Raw genomic sequence first — 16216 nt, 5'->3', positions numbered from 1 at the left:
ATCAGATGTCTTAAATGCTCGGCTACAACACGGACAACGGCAGACAAAATCCTCGGATTCGGCCCTAAATTTGCCCAAAAATAAAAAGCCCCGACTTTCTATAATAAAGTCAGGGCTCTAGTATGGCGGAGAGGGAGGGATTCGAACCCTCGATACGCTATTAACGTATACACACTTTCCAGGCGTGCGCCTTCAGCCACTCGGCCACCTCTCCAATAAACTGTTTCAAATCAGCGATTTTGTCGCTCATTTGAGGGCGCAAACTCTAATGGTTTTTCTGGCGTTTGGCAACTCCCTTTCACAAAATCCCCGAAAATTTTCCAGGTACAGCACCGGATCGATGACTGGCTGATCAGTTTGAATGCCCTTGCCAAAAAGAATGATAATGGAGGGTAATTCAGCACCACCAAAACAAATACGCGATGGTGTTCCACACGTACAACGACGGGTAAGCCGGGCGTGTCCGGCAGGCCAAAGGAGCGACCGCATGCTGATGAAAGCTGATCAATGCACATTGGTGCTGATTGATGTGCAGGAAAAGCTGATGCCGGCCATCAGTCATGGCGAGGAGGTCGTGGAACAGTGTGTCACGCTCGCAACGATTGCCGGGTTGCTGGATGTTCCGGTTCTTGCCACCGAGCAGTTGCCGGACAAGCTTGGGCACAACGTGGAGGCTGTCCGGGAGCTTTGTAACCAGGTTATCCCAAAGCATCACTTCGACGCCTGCCCCGACGGGCTGATCGACAGCCTGCCGGAAGGTCGGCAACAGGTTGTTATTGGTGGCTGCGAAACCCACGTCTGCATGATCCAGACCGCCCTGAGTCTGTTGGATGCCGGGTTCAAGGTATGGGTGGTGGCGGACGCGACCGGCTCTCGCAATGAATTCGACCGCGATGTCGCCCTCGACCGGCTTTACCAGAGCGGGGCCAGAATCGTCACCGTGGAGATGGCGGCGTTCGAGTGGATGCGAGACTGTCAGCATCCGAAATTTCGAGACATCCAGAAGCTCATCAAGTAACGGTACGACGCGAGGTATTCCGTGCTGAACATGGACTTTTCCAAGCGAGTGGTCATCCGCTCCGACGACGAAGACTGGATTCCCAGCCCGGCCGGTGGCGTACTCAGAAAACCGCTGGCCCGAGAAGAGGCGGAGCGTGGCCACGCCACCAGTGTCGTCCGTTACGAGCCGGGCGCGTCTTTCAATCGCCACGAGCACCCGCTGGGAGAAGAAATTCTGGTGCTCAGCGGCGTGTTTTCTGACGAGACCGGGGACTACCCTGCCGGATCCTATCTTCGAAACCCACCGGGAAGCGGGCATGCGCCATTCAGCAAAGAAGGCTGCACACTGCTGGTAAAGTTACATCAATTCGATCCGAGGGATCTGGACACCGTGAGAGTTGATACAACGTCGACGCCCTGGCTACCGGGCATTGGCGGACTGGAGGTCATGCCCCTCCATGATTTTGAGCACGAACACGTTGCGCTGGTGAAATGGCCAGCCCAGGAACGGTTCCAGCCTCATCGTCACTTCGGTGGCGAAGAAATCTTCGTGCTATCCGGGGAATTCTGCGATGAACATGGCCGATACCCCCCTGGTACCTGGATACGGAGCCCGCACCTGAGCGAGCATCACCCCTTCGTTGAGCAGGAAACCATCATCTGGGTAAAAACCGGCCACCTTCCACTCTGACGCGCCCGCTTACGGGTCTGGCAAGGGACTCTGATCGACCACAATCAGGTCTCTGAGATCAAAACCCTCTTCCCGTGCGCGCTCACGGAATGCGCTCATTTCGGCCTCGGACACATTGGGGCTGCGCGAGAGAAACCAGAGGTAGTCACGGTTGTAGCCAGTGATGTAAGCGTGTTGATACCCGGCTTTATCCAGCTCAAACACGACGTAGGAACTGTAGAACGGGCCGAAGAACGACACCTTCAGGTGGCCGGTTTCCCGGTCATCAACGAAAACCGCCCTGCCTTCGGCAACGCTCCACTCCCCCTCCTCGTCGTCATAACCCCGGTTGACGACCTCAACACTGCCGTCGTCCATTAGCGAATACTCGGCGGTTACCCTGCTCAGACCCTCTTCAAAGGAGTGGTCGAGGCGCGCTACCTCGTACCAGGTACCTAGGTAGCGATCCACATCCAGGCCGGTAACTGGCCGAATGCCGTCGGGCACCCCGGTGCAGGACGCGATAAAGACACACCCAACGACAAGTAACGTGCGCATCATGATCAACTGCCGCCTCTCTGAACACTGACTACCAATGTACGCAGGCTCCAGGAAAAGAGGGCAAAAAAAAGGGCCCCGGCAGGGCCCATCAGATCGTCAGGATAATGCTGTTTGACGCCAGTCCGAGCCGGAGATGACACCGGCTCCGCTCATCCCGAGTTCGCGTTCTGCGGTCGGGAGTGCGAACACGTGGTAGGCTTCGGGGCCGAACGGATCGAGCGCTGTTCCGAGATATTCATAATTATCAGGAACCGGCTCACCCGAATACGCCACCCGGAATTGCCTCTCAAGAGTGCGGGCCCCAACACTCAGCGGCTGCTCAACCCACAGGTACACCGATTTATCGGGAACCAGGTACTCACAGCGAACCACCCGGAACCCTTCGCGAAGCAGGAGTGTCGTCGGCTCTTTACCCGCCTCCAGTCGAAATTTATGGATAGTCTTCATGGCTAGTGCTCCTCTGTCATCGTGCCCAACACAGTTTCATCATGGACAGATTCTGAGGTCGACTAAATAGGCTTTTCTAAGCGCATTAGTTCGATTTTTTCGAGGTTTTCTGGATCGGCTGAAAACTCACGTCGCCCTGACAGATCGCTCGCACGCCCTCGTGGGCCGGATTCTTTCCACGAGTGATCGCAAAGAGTTCATCTTTCACTTCCGCAATAGAAGCGATCTGTTCGACCTCATACTGCCGACAAACTTCTTTGCTGATGGCCGTTGGCGCAGCGAATACGCCAAGCCCCTGGCGGCCAAAAACCTTGATCAGCGCGCTGTCGTCAATTCTGGCCACGAGATTCATTCGAACCCCCTGGAGCGAAAACCAGTTCATGAGTTTTTCGAAATACGGAGCATCAGTGGCATTCGCCAACAGCGGCTCACCATTCAGGGAGGCTGGAAAGCCCTTTCGCAGTCGCCTTGCCAGGACCGGAGAAGCAAACAGGCTGATGGTGGAGCCGGCCAGCGCGTGCACGGCGAAACCTCCACGCTCATCCACACTCGGCATACGGTCAATCAGAACGACATCCAGTTCTTTGCGCTTCAACCTTAAGAGCAAATCTTCAGGGCCGCCGGTCTGGCAGTTCAATTGCACCGGTCTTGGCAGAACCATCGCCGGTTGCAGGAGGTAGTAGGCGATCAGCTTGTGAATGGAGGCCGAGACACCGGCGGACAGGGTCAGAGGGCGATCCGACGGGGCAAGGCGGAGGGTTTCATTGAGCTCCCCGGCGAGCGCAAAGATCTCCTCGGCATACCCGAGGACCGTGCGTCCGAGGTCTGTCAGGATCAGCTTGCGACGCTCCCGCTGAAACAAGAGTCCACCAACGGACGATTCGAACGTCGCCAATTGCCCGCTCAGGGTCTGGGGCGCCAGCTCCAGTACCTCGCTGGCCCGGGCAATGGAGCCTTCCCGGCTGATCATCCAGAAATAGTAAAGGTGCCTGAGATTGAGTTGATCCACAGAAGCCACCATCGCATTGTTGTCAGGAAGGACGCGGCACCTTGACGATATCACCGAAGGTCACGTATTCACTGCCGCCCAGGCGGCCGATCGGATCAATGGCGGCACCATCTATTCTGAGCCGATTCTGGTCATCGTAATCGACGGCCTGATCCGAAACATAGGCCCCCTTCACAAGCCCGAAGACCAGGCTCTGGGGCGCAGCGCCAATCTCCTTGATGTCATACAACTCACAGGCCAGCGCAACGTGACAATCCTTCAAACGGGGCAATCTCGACCCCTCGAACGGCACAAGCTCCAGCCCGAGCGTGGCCAGCTCAGACTCTCCATGCGGCAGGGTGCGCGAGGTTTCGGTCATTGCTGAGGCCAGCTCCCGGTGAGCAATGTGGACCACGAAATCCTTTCGCTGCTCAATGTTGACCCGGGTGTCCTTGAACGCGTTGTCGGTTGGTTTTCGCCCTACCGAGAACATCAGCAGCGGAGGATTGCTGGTGATCGGCGTGAAAAACGAAAACGGCGCAAGGTTGTAATCACCGTCCGGATTTTCACTGAGAACCCAGGCTACCGGTCTGGGGATTACGGTTTGGGTCAGCGTGTGGTAGATATCCGCGGCGTTCATTCCGTCAAAGTCGATAAACATCAGTCTCTCCTGTGAGCGTCCTGAACCTGTGAAGGGGTTCGGAACAACCAGACGGCCATCAGTATTCCGTGAAGCACCAGGAACGGTACCGCCACCAGTACCAGTCCGCCCCACCCCATCCAGCTCAGTACGGCGCCGGCCGTGAGAGCGGCAGTCGCCTGGGAACCAAACACCATCATATCGTTGAGGCCCTGCACCCGGAAACGCTCGGCATCGTGATAGCCCTCCGGAAGCAGAGACGTGCCACCAACGAAGAGGAAGTTCCAGCCGATCCCAAGCAAGAGCAGCGCGCCAAGGTAATGGTGAAAGGTGATGCCGCTGGCTGCGAGGACAACACACCCCAGATACGCAATCAGTCCCGTTGCCATCAGTAGCGGAATTCCGACCCGCCGGGTCAGCCAGCCACTGATCAGCGAAGGCAGGTACATGGCCATGATATGCAACTGGATTACCCGTTTGGCGTCATCAAGATCGTGGCCGGCAACTTCGGTCATACTCAACGGCGTCGCCGTCATGATGAAGCTCATGACCGCATAGCCCACCGCGGCGGCGCTGATCGCCGCCCATACCAGGGGATTGCGGAGAATCTCGGACAACGGCCGCCCGCCGCCGGCGGGCGTTTCCCGGACGAGTTCCCCTCCCGCCCGGTAACCGGCGCCGAGAATGAGGAAAGCGGAGCCCTGGACCACCCCGAGCGCCACCCAACTGGTCAGGAACGGATAGGCTTCCTCGGTCCCGCTACCAATGGCCGCGATTTCCGGGCCCAACCACGCTGCCACCAGACCGCCGAGCAAAACCCGGGCAGCGGCAGACCCGGCCATGCCGGCCGGCACCGACTCCATCGCAGCAAACCGGTACTGATGGACCACCGCAAGCCCGGTACCACCAACGACAGACGCGACGCAGAGGAGTGAAAAATTTGCCTGCCAGCTGGACACGGCGCCCAGAGCAGCGGCGAGGATGCCCATGAAAGCACCCAGCAGCATCACTTGCTTCCGCCCGACCTTTTCCATCAGCCAGGTCGCGGGCTTGATGGCAAGCACGGTTCCCACCACAACCAATCCAACCGGGAGGGTCGCGAATTCGGGAGCCGGCGCGAGCAGCCGCCCCTGAATGCTGCCGATGAATACAATAAACGGCGCCGTACACATGGCCAGCGCCTGGGCCGCAACCAGAACCCATACATTAAGGGGCATAGGGCTATTTTTTCCGGTAGATGATGCCCGGGTGGCACTGCACCATTTCGTACAGGTCGGGCAGACCATTAAGCGATTCGGACGCGCCGAGAATCAGATAGCCGCCGGGATTCAGGGCGGCGTGAATCCGGGTCAGGATGTCCTTCTTGAGGTCGGCCGAAAAGTAGATCAATACGTTCCGGCACAGGACAATGTCAAACTTGCCAAGCATGTAGCGCTCCAGAAGGTTTAACTCCTTGAACTCCACCATACTTCTCAGCTGGGGCTTGATCTGCCAGCCGCCATTCAATGACGGCGTGAAAAACTGGCGTTGGCGTTCCGGTGACAGTCCCCGGCCAATGGCGATCATCTCGTACTCACCGCGGCGCGCAACCTCCAGCACACTCTTGGAAATGTCGGTGGCCGTGATCTTCACATCGCGAAGCCGGCCGGGCCGCTGGCGCCGAAACTCCTCCACGACCATGCCCACCGAATAGGGTTCCTGGCCGGTGGAACAAGCCGCGGACCAGACACGCAGAGGCTGGGTGGTTTTTCGTTCGGCGAACTCCGGGAGCAGCTTTTCCTGAAGAATCCGGAAGGGGTGGTTATCCCGGAACCACAGAGTCTCGTTGGTTGTCATCGCGTCGATGACAGTCTCACGAAGGTTCGCCCTGCCCGGGCGCCTCAAACGCTCTAGGAGTTTACCCAGGGAATCGAGCTCGTTCTCTTCCAGAATTCGGCGAAGGCGGCTCTTCACCAGGTACTGTTTATTCTCACCCAGCAAAATACCACAGGCATCCTGCAGGAATGTCTTGAAGGCTTCGTATTCCTGTGGCGTTATTTCCGCTTTCATTGGATCTCTGTTCTGCGTGATTCGCTCTGCGGTGACATCAGGCCTGATCGATGACCTCCATGACCCGTTCAGCCAACTCATCCGGACTGAACTTGGCCAGGAAGTCGTCTGCACCAACCTTCTCAACCATCGCCCTGTTGAACACACCGCTCAACGATGTATGAAGCATAATGAACAGATCCCGGAGTGCGGGATCGCTCTTGCATCGGGACACCAGCGTGTACCCGTCCATTTCCGGCATTTCAACATCTGAAATCACCAGCGCCAGGTGATCCCGTCCGCTTGAGCCATCTTCCGTAACCTTCTTGAGATACTCAAGGGCCTGCTTGCCATCGTTTCGAGTGACAACGGTCATCCCGATTGCCGTCAGACAGCGTTCGATCTGGCGGCGCGCAACGGCCGAATCATCCACCACAAGGATCGGGAGAAGGCCGGGGGCGCGCTCCGAGCTCTTGCTGAGCACAGTCTCTGTGACATCTTCCCTCAGCGGAGAAACTTCTGCAAGAATCTTCTCTACATCAATGATTTCTACAAGTTTATCTTCAATTTTGGTCACTGCCGTCAGGTAAACGTCCTTACCCGCACCCTTGGGCGGCGGAAGGATGTCTTCCCAGTTCATGTTCATGATCCGGTCAACCCCGGTGACCAAAAAGCCCTGAGTTTTGCGGTTGTACTCGGTAATGATGACGAAACTCGTTGGCAGGCTTTCCTGGGGGATCCCCGGAAGACCAATCGCCATACTCAAATCGATGATCGGAATGGTTTCACCCCGGATGTGGGCAACGCCCCGAACAACCGTGCGACTGTTGGGAATGGAAGACAGCTTCGGGCACTGAAGCACTTCCTTCACTTTGAACACGTTGATACCGTAGACCTGCCGCCCCCGCAGACGGAACAGCAGCAGCTCAAGGCGGTTCTGCCCCACCAGCTGCGTGCGCTGGTTCACACTATCCAGTACCCCTGCCATCCTCTTTCTCCCGTCTCACCGGACGACTACCGGCATGTATTTTGCTGATCTACTTTTACACGAAGAAGACGACAAATTTCTGTCGTTACTTCCGTCATCAGTCTGTTTAACGGCTGCCCGCCCCGAATCCTTAGTCAAGGCCGGGCGTTATGGACGGTTCATGACAGCATAGGACAAAGTGACACATATGCGCATCACCATTTTCGCCCTCCTCCTGCTCCTGGCCGGCATGTGCGGGGCCAACGCCAAGACCACCGCAAACGACATCGAACAGGCCGCGAGCCGTTTCCTTGAGGAATTCTCCGAGCAGCAGGCAGAGGAAGGCTATGAGGTCACCTTCGAAGCCGGAACAGTGGACGACCGGCTGTCGTTGGCTCGTTGCGATACGCCCCTCAGCGTCAAGTTCACTGGCGACCCCTGGAAGAGTACGCACCCCTCCCTTCAGGTCGCCTGTGATGGCAACAAACCCTGGCGGATGTTTGTCACCGCCTCCGTCTCCATCCACGGGCCGGCCTTGATCGCAGCCCGCCCCCTCGCGCGAGGCGAACGATTGACAGCCGACATGGTCACGACACAGCAGGTGGTGGTTAATGCCAGTCGTCGCGGCGTGATGCGTAATGCCGATGACGTAACCGGCATGGAAGTGCGCCGTCCCGTCAACAGCGGATCGGTACTGACGCCCGATTTGCTTGACGCCCCGGATGCCGTCGAGCGCGGCGACCATGTTATGATTACCGCCAGAAGTGGTGGGTTCTCGGTGACGTCCCGGGGCAAAGCCCTCGCCAACGCCTCCATCGGCGAACAGGTGATGGTGGAGAACCTGAGAACCGCACGCACCATCCGGGCCAATGTTGTTGCCCCCGGGCGGGTCGAAATTCCGATGTAATGGCCTGAAACGGCAAAGATCTGCCAGGCGGCAAACGGCTGCCACCCGGCTTCCGACCGCCGCACGCAAAATGAACGAGACGTAATAAAATTCTGAAAAATTTCGTTAAAGATCTGTTCGGCGAGGCCGTTACATAGATACACACTCGAGTACGTCATGCTCCAGCGTGACACCACAAGGTAAGCAGGTAACGATATGTCAGTTGACTTTAATGGAATTGGCCCAGGCCAGGTCAACACCCAGAGGACCACGGCCGACAAGTCCACCGGCAGCCAGAACACACAGCCGGCCCCCAGTGATCCGGCAAAAGCTCAGGCCCAGGGGGCTCGTGGCGACAATGTCAGTCTCAGCAGCCAGGCCAAAGACCTGAAGCAGCTTGAGCAGAAGCTGGGTGATTATCCCGAGATGGATGATGACCGGATTGCAGAAATCCGTTCAGCGCTGGAAAACGGAACCTATAAGATCGATGCTGAGAAGCTGGCCCAGAAAATGCTTGAGATGGATGAAAGCATTTTCGGGTGAATGAATCATGGCCACAATCGATGATCTGAAAGACCTGCTGTCGCAGGATGTTGATCAACTGCGGGTATTGGCAGAACTTTTAAAGAAAGAGAAAGACTGTCTCTCTGCCTCAGATGTGCGGGCATTGCAGGGCCTGACATCAGAGAAAAACCAGCTTCTGGAACAGGTTCGGGGACGTGCCCGGCAGAAAATTCATTGCCTGGTCGCCATGGGCTACAAGCCAGACAGTGGAGAACCCTCCGGATTCATACGCAGCGCCGGACTCACGGAGCTGTACGACCTCTGGAAGCAGGCAGATACTCAAATGCGCGAGTGCCAGTCCCTGAATCAGCACAATGGGCGGGTCGTGGCCCACTTGCAGAAACGCCTTTCACGCCTGACCGATATCTTCCGGGGCGCGACCGGCCAGCAGAAGCTTTACGGCCAGAAAGGCGAGCATACAACGGTGTCAAGCCGAACCATCCTTGCCAGCGCCTGATAGGCGCCATGAAAAAAACGCCCGGATCTCCGGGCGTTTTTTTATCGGGTGTAGATCGTCATCTGCGAATCGGCGTGAAAGCGGATGTCGTGGATGCTGACGTTACCCATCGATGGCCCCCGGCTGCCACTGACCCGGATATTATCCATCCGTATCTCTTCGATTCGCTCCGGAAAGGCCATTGTCAGTGCCCCATCCGCCCGGACGACATAGCGCTGCTCTCCGTCCCGGTAATGGACGCCCGAGATGGTCAGGTCAGAATCCAGAAAGTTCAGCACGGGAACAAAGGTGTTGGCAGTGAGCTTCAATCCCTCAATAACATCGACAGAAATGCCACCGCCCTCCTCTGACGCGGCATCCGCCATCCTGGAAACTGTTTTGATCCGATCCAGCAACGTCGGATCCCCCTGACCCATGACAAGGTCCAGCTCCGAGTCTGGCATGGGCATCAGGGTACCGCGTTCGTATAGCTCTCCGGCCTCGTCAGCGCTCTGTGCGGCGCTGGCATTACCGCTTGCCGCGAAACTGACCAAAGGCTGAAGTGGCAGGGTGACCACGGTCACCAGGGCCGCTGCATTGCGGTAGCGTGACTGGTGCTTGAGAACCCGATGCAGCTCCCGCTCGGTGATCCAGCCAGACTGGATGAACACTTCCCCCAGTCTTTGACCGGTTTCCCGCTGCAAACGTAGCCCATCCTCAAGCTGGGCTTCGGACAAATACCCACGGTTGATCAGTAGCCGACCAAGCCGCGATTTCTCTTCAAATCCCTGACGGATTCTCACTCGATTCTCCTTTTCCATAGTGAAAACCGTACAACTCGGCCCGGTATGGATTGTTGTTATAACCGACACCCACTGAGCGTAGTCTATTTGCCATTGACCGCGCCCATGCAATCGCCGAAATAACGCTGCATTCTGCTAAGATCGTGCTCCAGAAAGCAGATACCTTGAATTATTGCAGGAAACATCTCTGCAGCTAACCACGAGAGCACCGTAACAATGCCAAATTCCGTAAAACCGTCCCGATCTGTGATCCCTGCCCTGATTCTGTCTGTCGTTGCGCTGTTTCCACTTCAGACCCTTGCCCAAAGCGCCACGCAGGACAACGTCGAACCGCTCCCCAAAGTGAAGATCGTCACCAACAAAGGTCCGCTCACTCTGCAATTGCGCCCGGACGTCGCGCCAGAAACGGTAGAGAACTTTCTGGAATATGCCCGAACCGGCTTCTACGACAACACGGTCTTTCATCGCGTCATTCCCGGCTTCATGATCCAGGGCGGGGGGTTTACCGCTGACCTTACCCGGAAACCCACTCGCGACCCCATTGCGAATGAGGCCAGCCCAACCCTCAAGAACCTCCGGGGTACCATTGCCATGGCCCGGACCAGCGCACCCGATAGCGCGACGTCCCAGTTTTTCATCAACCTGGTCGATAATGGCTTTTTGGACGCCGGGGTGCGGGGTGCCGGTTACGCCGTATTCGGCAAGGTAACCGAAGGCATGGGGGTCGTTGATGCAATCGGTGGCGTCGAAACCGGTTACTCAAAAGGCATGGCGGACGTACCGGCCGAGCCTGTGGTCATCGAAAGCATCTCAATCCTGGAGTAATCCCGGCAAGGTCATGACTTCCGATCTTCTCCCCCCGGCTATAGAGCCAGCAGAGCTGATTTGGCGGGACGGTGTCCCGGAATCGGCGACATTCGGTGATGTCTATTTCAGCCGCGATAACGGGCTGGAAGAAACCCGTTACGTTTTTCTGGCACACAATGGATTGCCGGACCGATTCAACACCGTGCCCGAGGGCGGATGCTTTGTCATTGCAGAATCCGGTTTCGGGACTGGCCTCAATTTTCTTGCGGCCTGGCACGCCTGGCGGGAGACAGAACCGGACCATCCCGCCACACTGCATTTCATTTCCGTGGAGCGCTTTCCGCTGACGCGGGACGATCTCTGCACAGCCCTTGAGTCTTGGCCGGAGCTCTCTCCCCTCGCCTCGCAACTTGTCGAACATTACCCTCCTCTGACCAGGGGCGTACACCGCTTGTTGTTCGACAGCGGACGGGTGCGACTGACGTTGTATTTTGGGGACATCCTTGATGCCTGGCAGGCGCTCGATTTTCGGGCGGACGCCTGGTTCCTCGATGGTTTTGCGCCCTCGACCAATCCGGAAATGTGGCTTGATCAGGCCATGACCGACATCCGGGCCCACAGCAAACCGGGAACGACGCTGGCAACGTTTACATCCGTTGGCAGGATTCGGAGGGCCTTGGCATCAACCGGATTTCAAATGGAAAAAGTCCGGGGATATGGCCGAAAACGAGACATGCTGGTGGGCAGACTACCGACCGGTGAGGACGCTGAAGAGCCCGCAACATTGGGCTCAGTTGCCATCATTGGTGCAGGCATCGCTGGCTGCTTGCTGGCGCGCAACCTGGCCGAGCGCGGTGTAAACGTGACGCTCGTGGACTCGTCCCCCGGGGCAGGTTCGGGCGCCTCCGGCAACCGGCAGGGAGCCACATACGTCAAGCTGGGTGTGGAATTCAACGACCAGACCGAACTGGCACTGTCAGCGCTGATGTTCAGCCAGCGGTGTTACGGGCCCTACCGGGAGTCTTGCTGGCATCCAACAGGCCTGCTTCAGCTTGCATGGAACGAACAGGAACAGGATCGCCAACAACGGTTTCTGGCACGGAACAAATACCCGACGGAGATTCTCTACCCCGTGGATCGGGAGCGCGCCAGCCAGTTGACGGGCGTACCGACGCAGACCGGGGGACTCTGGTTTCCCGGGAGCGGCTGGCTTGAGCCCTCAAAGCTGTGCACACAACTGATTCAGCATCCCGGCATCCAAACGGCGTTCAACGTCAATGTAACTAAACTGGACTTCTCCGCAGGGAAATGGCATCTCTCCTCATCCACCGGCACCGACATTGTCGCGGAGCGGGTTGTGGTGTGTGCGGGCCACCTGTCCCCGGACCTGCTTCCGTTTCCGGGCAGCTTTCGTTTCAAAAGCATCCGGGGTCAGGTCAGTCATCTGGAGGAAAGCAGCGTACAGGCCCCGAAGGCTGTCATCTGCGGCCCACGGTACCTGAATCCTGTCCATGAGGGGGTTGCCGTCACTGGCGCAACCTTTGATCTCAGGGACGATAATCCCGAACCCACACAGGCGAGCAACGAGCAGAACCTGTCAGAACTGCAGACCATGCTGCCGGACATCCTGACCCGCCAGCCCGGTGCCTCCGCTCCAACCGGGGCAACTCAGGGAAGGGTCGGATTCCGATGTACCACGCACGATTATCAGCCTGTCGCTGATCAGTTATGCGATGGTGAGGGCAACAGTGTGGCTGGGATGTACCTGTTTACCGGTCTGGGGAGCAAAGGTCTGAGCTATGCGCCATTGCTGGCCGAATACCTCGCAGACCGGCTTTCCGATCAACCCCAATGCCTCTCCGCGCAGCTCAAGCGCCGGCTGGAAAGCCGCCGCATTCACCGCGCCCAAGGGGGCGAATCAAGTTGACAGTTCATTGAAGAAATTCGGAAGCTGGCCGATAACACAGTAATACCTATCTTCATTGTGGGGAATCAAGCCATGTCAATCTTCGTCAGTGAACCCGGGCGCCCGGTGGGGACCCGATTACCGGAGGCGTTCAGGAGCCGCCGGGTGGGCGACGTCACTGAGCTGAAGGACAGCCCTCCTATCAGCCCGAGCCACAGCGAAGTAACGGATGCGGAGTTCCAACAGGCCGCCAATTCCGGCCGTCATCGAGCTCTGGAGGAATACGGCGCAGCCGCCGGTGAGCCGAAAGCGCAGAGAACCTACCTTCCGGTGTCCGCCATCTGCTCGCCCGCCCTGTACTCTTTGCCAGCGGCCTCAACCATATCAGATGCCCTGACCAGCATGGATGAACATGGCGTGCATCATCTGGTGATCACCGCTGAAGACAACATAGCGGGCCTGGTGGATTTGCGGTGGCTACTGGGCTGGCTGCACTCAAATCCGGCGGATGGATTGAACCAGAGTATGGTCTATGTGGAGTTACCGGCATTTCTGACGGCATCGCCCGAAACCGACGCTCACCAGCTGGCTCGGCTGATGCTTGCTCACCAGCTCAGCGCGGCGCTCGTCGTGGATGCCAGTGGCAAGCCCTGCGGGATTGTCACCAGCACCGATTACCTTCGACTCTACGCCAGTACCGGTCGCCACGAAGGCAGTGTCTAATTCAACTCGGACAGCAGCCGTCCTTCCGGACTGAATACCAGCAATAACTGATCGCCACCGCGCCTCGCCAAGGCAGCGATTTCGTCATCCCGGTAATTGCCCAGTGCCAGGATCTCCGAGTCTGCTTCCAGCAGTTGGTAATGCCACTCGTTACGGAACGGCGTGTCCTCAGCGCCATCTGACGCCTCAGTCAGTGAAACCCGTGCCAGGATGGCCTGGTCTCCGGTTACGGGCGTAACGCCTGCCTCGAACGCACCATTGGTGGCACCGCCCACAACAACGTCGCCGTCGAATAAGGAAATGGCCCCGAATCGCTCCTGAGACACGTCATCGTCATCGTTGACAGAAAACGCACGATTCAGCACCCCGCCAGACGAGTATGCAAACACGAACCCTGATCCACTGTTCAGGGCACTCCTGGCAAGCGTGTTAACCCCCTCCTCGTTCTCCTCCACCGAGTAATCCCCGGTTCCGGTTCCCACCAACCAGAGCAGGTTATTGTCGTAAAGACCGCCAGATACGGGCTCGTCGGCTTCTGTTCCAACCTGCTTTACGGCTATCGTACTTGCGGAACCGGAAGCGCTGTAGAAGAACGCATCGACACCACCAATGACCGATTCACCATTAACGGATCCAGCGGCGGAACCAAATAGCAGCGGGGCGATGGACACGGAGCTTCCACCGGCGACGGAGTCATCGGCGGAGGATCCGATCTGTCGCGTCCAGGCCAGCGCACCAACTTCGGTGTCGCCGTCAAGCTCGGTGTCAATTCGCTGAAGGAAACTGTCCACGGCTCCTGCCCGGTTCTGGTCAGGCCATGTGCCGTCGGTTTCACCGGCGACGGAGACATACCCGCTTTCGGCATTGATGCCAATTGAGCGAACGACATCATCGCCACTGGTGCCGGTTCTGATGGTCCAGTTGTTGACGTACGAGCCTCCGGCGGTGGCCGAATCAAACCAGTAGCGCGAAACCATCACGTCCAGCCCACCGTTGGCATCGGTACCCGTGGCATCCGTGCTATAGGCCACAGCGAATTCGAAACGATCCACTTTGGCTGCTCCTTCGGATACTTTTCGAACCACAGTACCGATCACGGGCTGGGGCGAATTATTCACCTCACCTACGTCCGACACGGCAATATCCTGCAACAGATTGCCCTTCTGGTCGAAGATTCTTACCCGTACCCGATCGTTGTCGGCGCTGTCGTACCCCGCGATGAAGATTCGGCCGGAATGGGCAATGTCGAAGTCCGTCGCGACAAAGCCGTCCGAGCCATTCAACACAAGCGCCGACGTCAGTTCGTTGAGACTGACCCTGAGTACGCTGCCATCCGCTGCTCGAGCATAATTTTCACGGCCTGCCTGATACGCCTCATCCAGGCCGAGGAGGATGAAACGGTCATTCAGCCCCGGATTGGAGTATGTGTCCGTCAAAACACGAATGCGAAAACGACGTTCATCTACGGCCTCCGGGAAGACCAGCTCATCGTTTTCAACCCAGACATTCTCTGACTGTTCCTGTTCAATCACGAACTCAGAACCCAGTCTGGCTGTCGCGTCCTCCGAATGTTTCAGGCGGGCGCGGAAGGTCCCGTCACGGTCACCGGAGAGGGTACCGACGTATTCGCGAACACCATTGATGTTAAGAGCGTCGCGGGTGCCGCCAGCTATTGTTTTCAGCGTCAGCACGGGTTCGTCATCATCGATTATCAGGTTTATTTCTGTGCCTTCGTTGTTCTCACCCAGGCCAGCAAGCCCGTTGCGAACTTCCGTAAGGGTCAGACGCGCCACTTCCGAGGGCTCAGGAAAGGTGTCATCGATCACTTCCAGCCGGATATAGCACTCTGTCACGCCAGGTTCCAATGTGACGAGCCCACCCAGACCGTCTTCCCGGTACGTCAGGTACTCAAGCCCCTCGAGTTTGGCCGCGCTATTGCTGCCCAGAGCGACAATATCCTGTCCAACATTGGCATCCCCGACGTTTGCCTCACTGTAATCACAACGCTGATGGGGGTCATCGAATCCAGAATCACAGCGGCTTGGGTCGTACTCGGAGCTCAGTTCAAAAGCGACACCAACGCGGGTTACCGACGGGCGTTTAAGAATGATCTTGGCCACCACGGGCCGGGTTGGGCGGGTTACCTCAGTGGTGCCGGTGACGTTTCCATCTTCATCGTACTGGTTGATGGTAAAGCGATGCTCGCCGGCAGGCTCCAGATCAGGCTGATCACAGCTTTCGCGGGCAGTCTCTGCGATTTCAGGGCTTTCGCCTTCGGTAAACGTCTCTACTTCCAGGGATAAGGGGTTGTACTTCACCTCAATATCAAAGGGCTGTACCCCCGACATCTGGCCATCCGTAGTGACCAGGTTGATGTCCTGCTCTTTGCCAAGATCCAGTTCGCCGCGATTACCACCGGTCAGTCCCGGGACCCCCCGCATGATGACGCCCTGACGGGCCTTGTTGCTGGTGTCTTCCAGAGCAAGCCAGGACGGTGCATTGGTCAGGGAGTAGTCGAGAATCGTCTCGCCGCCATAGGCGCCAAAATTGTAGTAGTACTCCACCCCGAGGTACGCGGTGGAGGGTGGAATGCCGAGAATCGTGGGCTGGTCAGCGGCTTTTTCGGTTTTACACGCGGCCAGCCCCAGGGCAAGCAGGATCAAACCGGTAAAGCGGATGGCGGAAACAATGCCTGAGATGAAATCGGCGCGCATGAAGAAATCCGTTCAAACGTTGTTGTTATGGCAGTGTCTGGGCTTTCATACAAAAGCCGGATTACACACCGTTACAG

17 protein-coding genes and 1 tRNA gene are annotated in these 16216 nt (G+C 57.6%); 8 read left to right on the top strand and 10 right to left on the bottom strand.

Annotated features, from left to right (window positions below):
* Positions 1-123: 123 nt before the first annotated feature.
* A tRNA-Ser gene (locus KXD86_RS01065) sits at positions 124-214 on the bottom strand.
* A gap of 273 nt (positions 215-487) precedes the next feature.
* On the opposite strand from KXD86_RS01065, the gene KXD86_RS01060 reads away from it, so the two are divergent.
* Together KXD86_RS01060 and KXD86_RS01055 are read left to right on the top strand one after the other, a co-directional pair.
* Positions 488-1018 (top strand): isochorismatase family protein, encoded by a 531-nt coding sequence (locus KXD86_RS01060; RefSeq protein WP_218634246.1) that lies wholly within the window; start codon positions 488-490, stop codon positions 1016-1018.
* A 21-nt stretch (positions 1019-1039) separates the two neighbouring features.
* Positions 1040-1690, top strand: a complete 651-nt coding sequence (locus tag KXD86_RS01055; protein WP_218634245.1) for a cupin domain-containing protein — start codon at positions 1040-1042, stop codon at positions 1688-1690.
* A gap of 9 nt (positions 1691-1699) precedes the next feature.
* Here KXD86_RS01055 and KXD86_RS01050 read toward each other — a convergent pair whose 3' ends face one another.
* The 7 genes from KXD86_RS01050 to KXD86_RS01020 all read right to left on the bottom strand — a co-directional run bounded on the left by KXD86_RS01050 (position 1700) and on the right by KXD86_RS01020 (position 7321).
* Positions 1700-2230: a lipocalin family protein gene (locus tag KXD86_RS01050; RefSeq protein ID WP_218634244.1), complete on the bottom strand. Its 531-nt coding sequence runs from the start codon at positions 2228-2230 to the stop codon at positions 1700-1702.
* Between the two features lie 96 nt (positions 2231-2326).
* Entirely contained in the window at positions 2327-2677 is a 351-nt protein-coding gene (locus KXD86_RS01045) for a DUF7352 domain-containing protein (protein WP_218634243.1), read from the bottom strand.
* 85 nt (positions 2678-2762) lie between these two features.
* Complete coding sequence (locus KXD86_RS01040; RefSeq protein ID WP_218634242.1) at positions 2763-3686, bottom strand: LysR family transcriptional regulator; 924 nt, start codon at positions 3684-3686, stop codon at positions 2763-2765.
* Between the two features lie 22 nt (positions 3687-3708).
* The gene (locus KXD86_RS01035; protein ID WP_218634241.1) at positions 3709-4326 is read right to left on the bottom strand and encodes a flavin reductase family protein; all 618 of its coding nucleotides are present in this window, start codon (positions 4324-4326) and stop codon (positions 3709-3711) included.
* Positions 4326-5522 carry an MFS transporter gene (locus tag KXD86_RS01030; protein ID WP_218634240.1) on the bottom strand — a complete coding sequence of 399 codons (1197 nt, stop codon included), beginning with the start codon at positions 5520-5522 and terminating at the stop codon, positions 4326-4328. The genes KXD86_RS01035 and KXD86_RS01030 overlap by 1 nt, the downstream gene beginning before the upstream one ends.
* A gap of 4 nt (positions 5523-5526) precedes the next feature.
* On the bottom strand, positions 5527-6354 hold the full coding sequence (locus KXD86_RS01025) for a CheR family methyltransferase (protein WP_218634239.1): 828 nt from the start codon (positions 6352-6354) through the stop codon (positions 5527-5529).
* Between the two features lie 37 nt (positions 6355-6391).
* Entirely contained in the window at positions 6392-7321 is a 930-nt protein-coding gene (locus KXD86_RS01020; protein WP_218634238.1) for a chemotaxis protein CheV, read from the bottom strand.
* 187 nt (positions 7322-7508) lie between these two features.
* On the opposite strand from KXD86_RS01020, the gene flgA reads away from it, so the two are divergent.
* The 3 genes from flgA (at position 7509) to KXD86_RS01005 (ending at position 9207) form a co-directional block, all read left to right on the top strand.
* On the top strand, positions 7509-8207 hold the full coding sequence (flgA, locus tag KXD86_RS01015; protein WP_218634237.1) for a flagellar basal body P-ring formation chaperone FlgA: 699 nt from the start codon (positions 7509-7511) through the stop codon (positions 8205-8207).
* A gap of 195 nt (positions 8208-8402) precedes the next feature.
* Complete coding sequence (gene flgM / locus KXD86_RS01010) at positions 8403-8729, top strand: flagellar biosynthesis anti-sigma factor FlgM (protein ID WP_218634236.1); 327 nt, start codon at positions 8403-8405, stop codon at positions 8727-8729.
* Positions 8730-8736: 7 nt separating this feature from the next.
* Complete coding sequence (locus tag KXD86_RS01005) at positions 8737-9207, top strand: flagellar protein FlgN (RefSeq protein WP_218634235.1); 471 nt, start codon at positions 8737-8739, stop codon at positions 9205-9207.
* A 41-nt stretch (positions 9208-9248) separates the two neighbouring features.
* On the opposite strand, the gene KXD86_RS01000 is transcribed toward KXD86_RS01005, so the two are convergent.
* Positions 9249-9989: a cyclic di-GMP-binding domain-containing protein, MshE-related gene (locus tag KXD86_RS01000; RefSeq protein ID WP_218634234.1), complete on the bottom strand. Its 741-nt coding sequence runs from the start codon at positions 9987-9989 to the stop codon at positions 9249-9251.
* A gap of 216 nt (positions 9990-10205) precedes the next feature.
* Here KXD86_RS01000 and KXD86_RS00995 point away from each other — a divergent pair, with 216 nt between their 5' ends.
* The 3 genes from KXD86_RS00995 to KXD86_RS00985 all read left to right on the top strand — a co-directional run bounded on the left by KXD86_RS00995 (position 10206) and on the right by KXD86_RS00985 (position 13425).
* Positions 10206-10814: a peptidylprolyl isomerase gene (locus KXD86_RS00995; RefSeq protein ID WP_228739287.1), complete on the top strand. Its 609-nt coding sequence runs from the start codon at positions 10206-10208 to the stop codon at positions 10812-10814.
* 13 nt (positions 10815-10827) lie between these two features.
* Complete coding sequence (gene mnmC / locus KXD86_RS00990) at positions 10828-12723, top strand: bifunctional tRNA (5-methylaminomethyl-2-thiouridine)(34)-methyltransferase MnmC2/FAD-dependent 5-carboxymethylaminomethyl-2-thiouridine(34) oxidoreductase MnmC1 (RefSeq protein WP_218634233.1); 1896 nt, start codon at positions 10828-10830, stop codon at positions 12721-12723.
* A 72-nt stretch (positions 12724-12795) separates the two neighbouring features.
* Positions 12796-13425: a CBS domain-containing protein gene (locus KXD86_RS00985; protein ID WP_218634232.1), complete on the top strand. Its 630-nt coding sequence runs from the start codon at positions 12796-12798 to the stop codon at positions 13423-13425.
* On the opposite strand, the gene KXD86_RS00980 is transcribed toward KXD86_RS00985, so the two are convergent.
* On the bottom strand, positions 13422-16139 hold the full coding sequence (locus KXD86_RS00980; protein ID WP_218634231.1) for a hypothetical protein: 2718 nt from the start codon (positions 16137-16139) through the stop codon (positions 13422-13424). The genes KXD86_RS00985 and KXD86_RS00980 overlap by 4 nt on opposite strands.
* Between the last annotated feature and the right edge of the window lie 77 nt (positions 16140-16216).

The sequence above is a fragment of the Marinobacter arenosus genome (assembly GCF_019264345.1).
GTDB classification, from domain to species: domain Bacteria; phylum Pseudomonadota; class Gammaproteobacteria; order Pseudomonadales; family Oleiphilaceae; genus Marinobacter; species Marinobacter arenosus.
The sequence above is the reverse complement of the archived record's forward strand: the minus strand, read 5'-3'. Positions and strand labels throughout refer to the sequence as shown.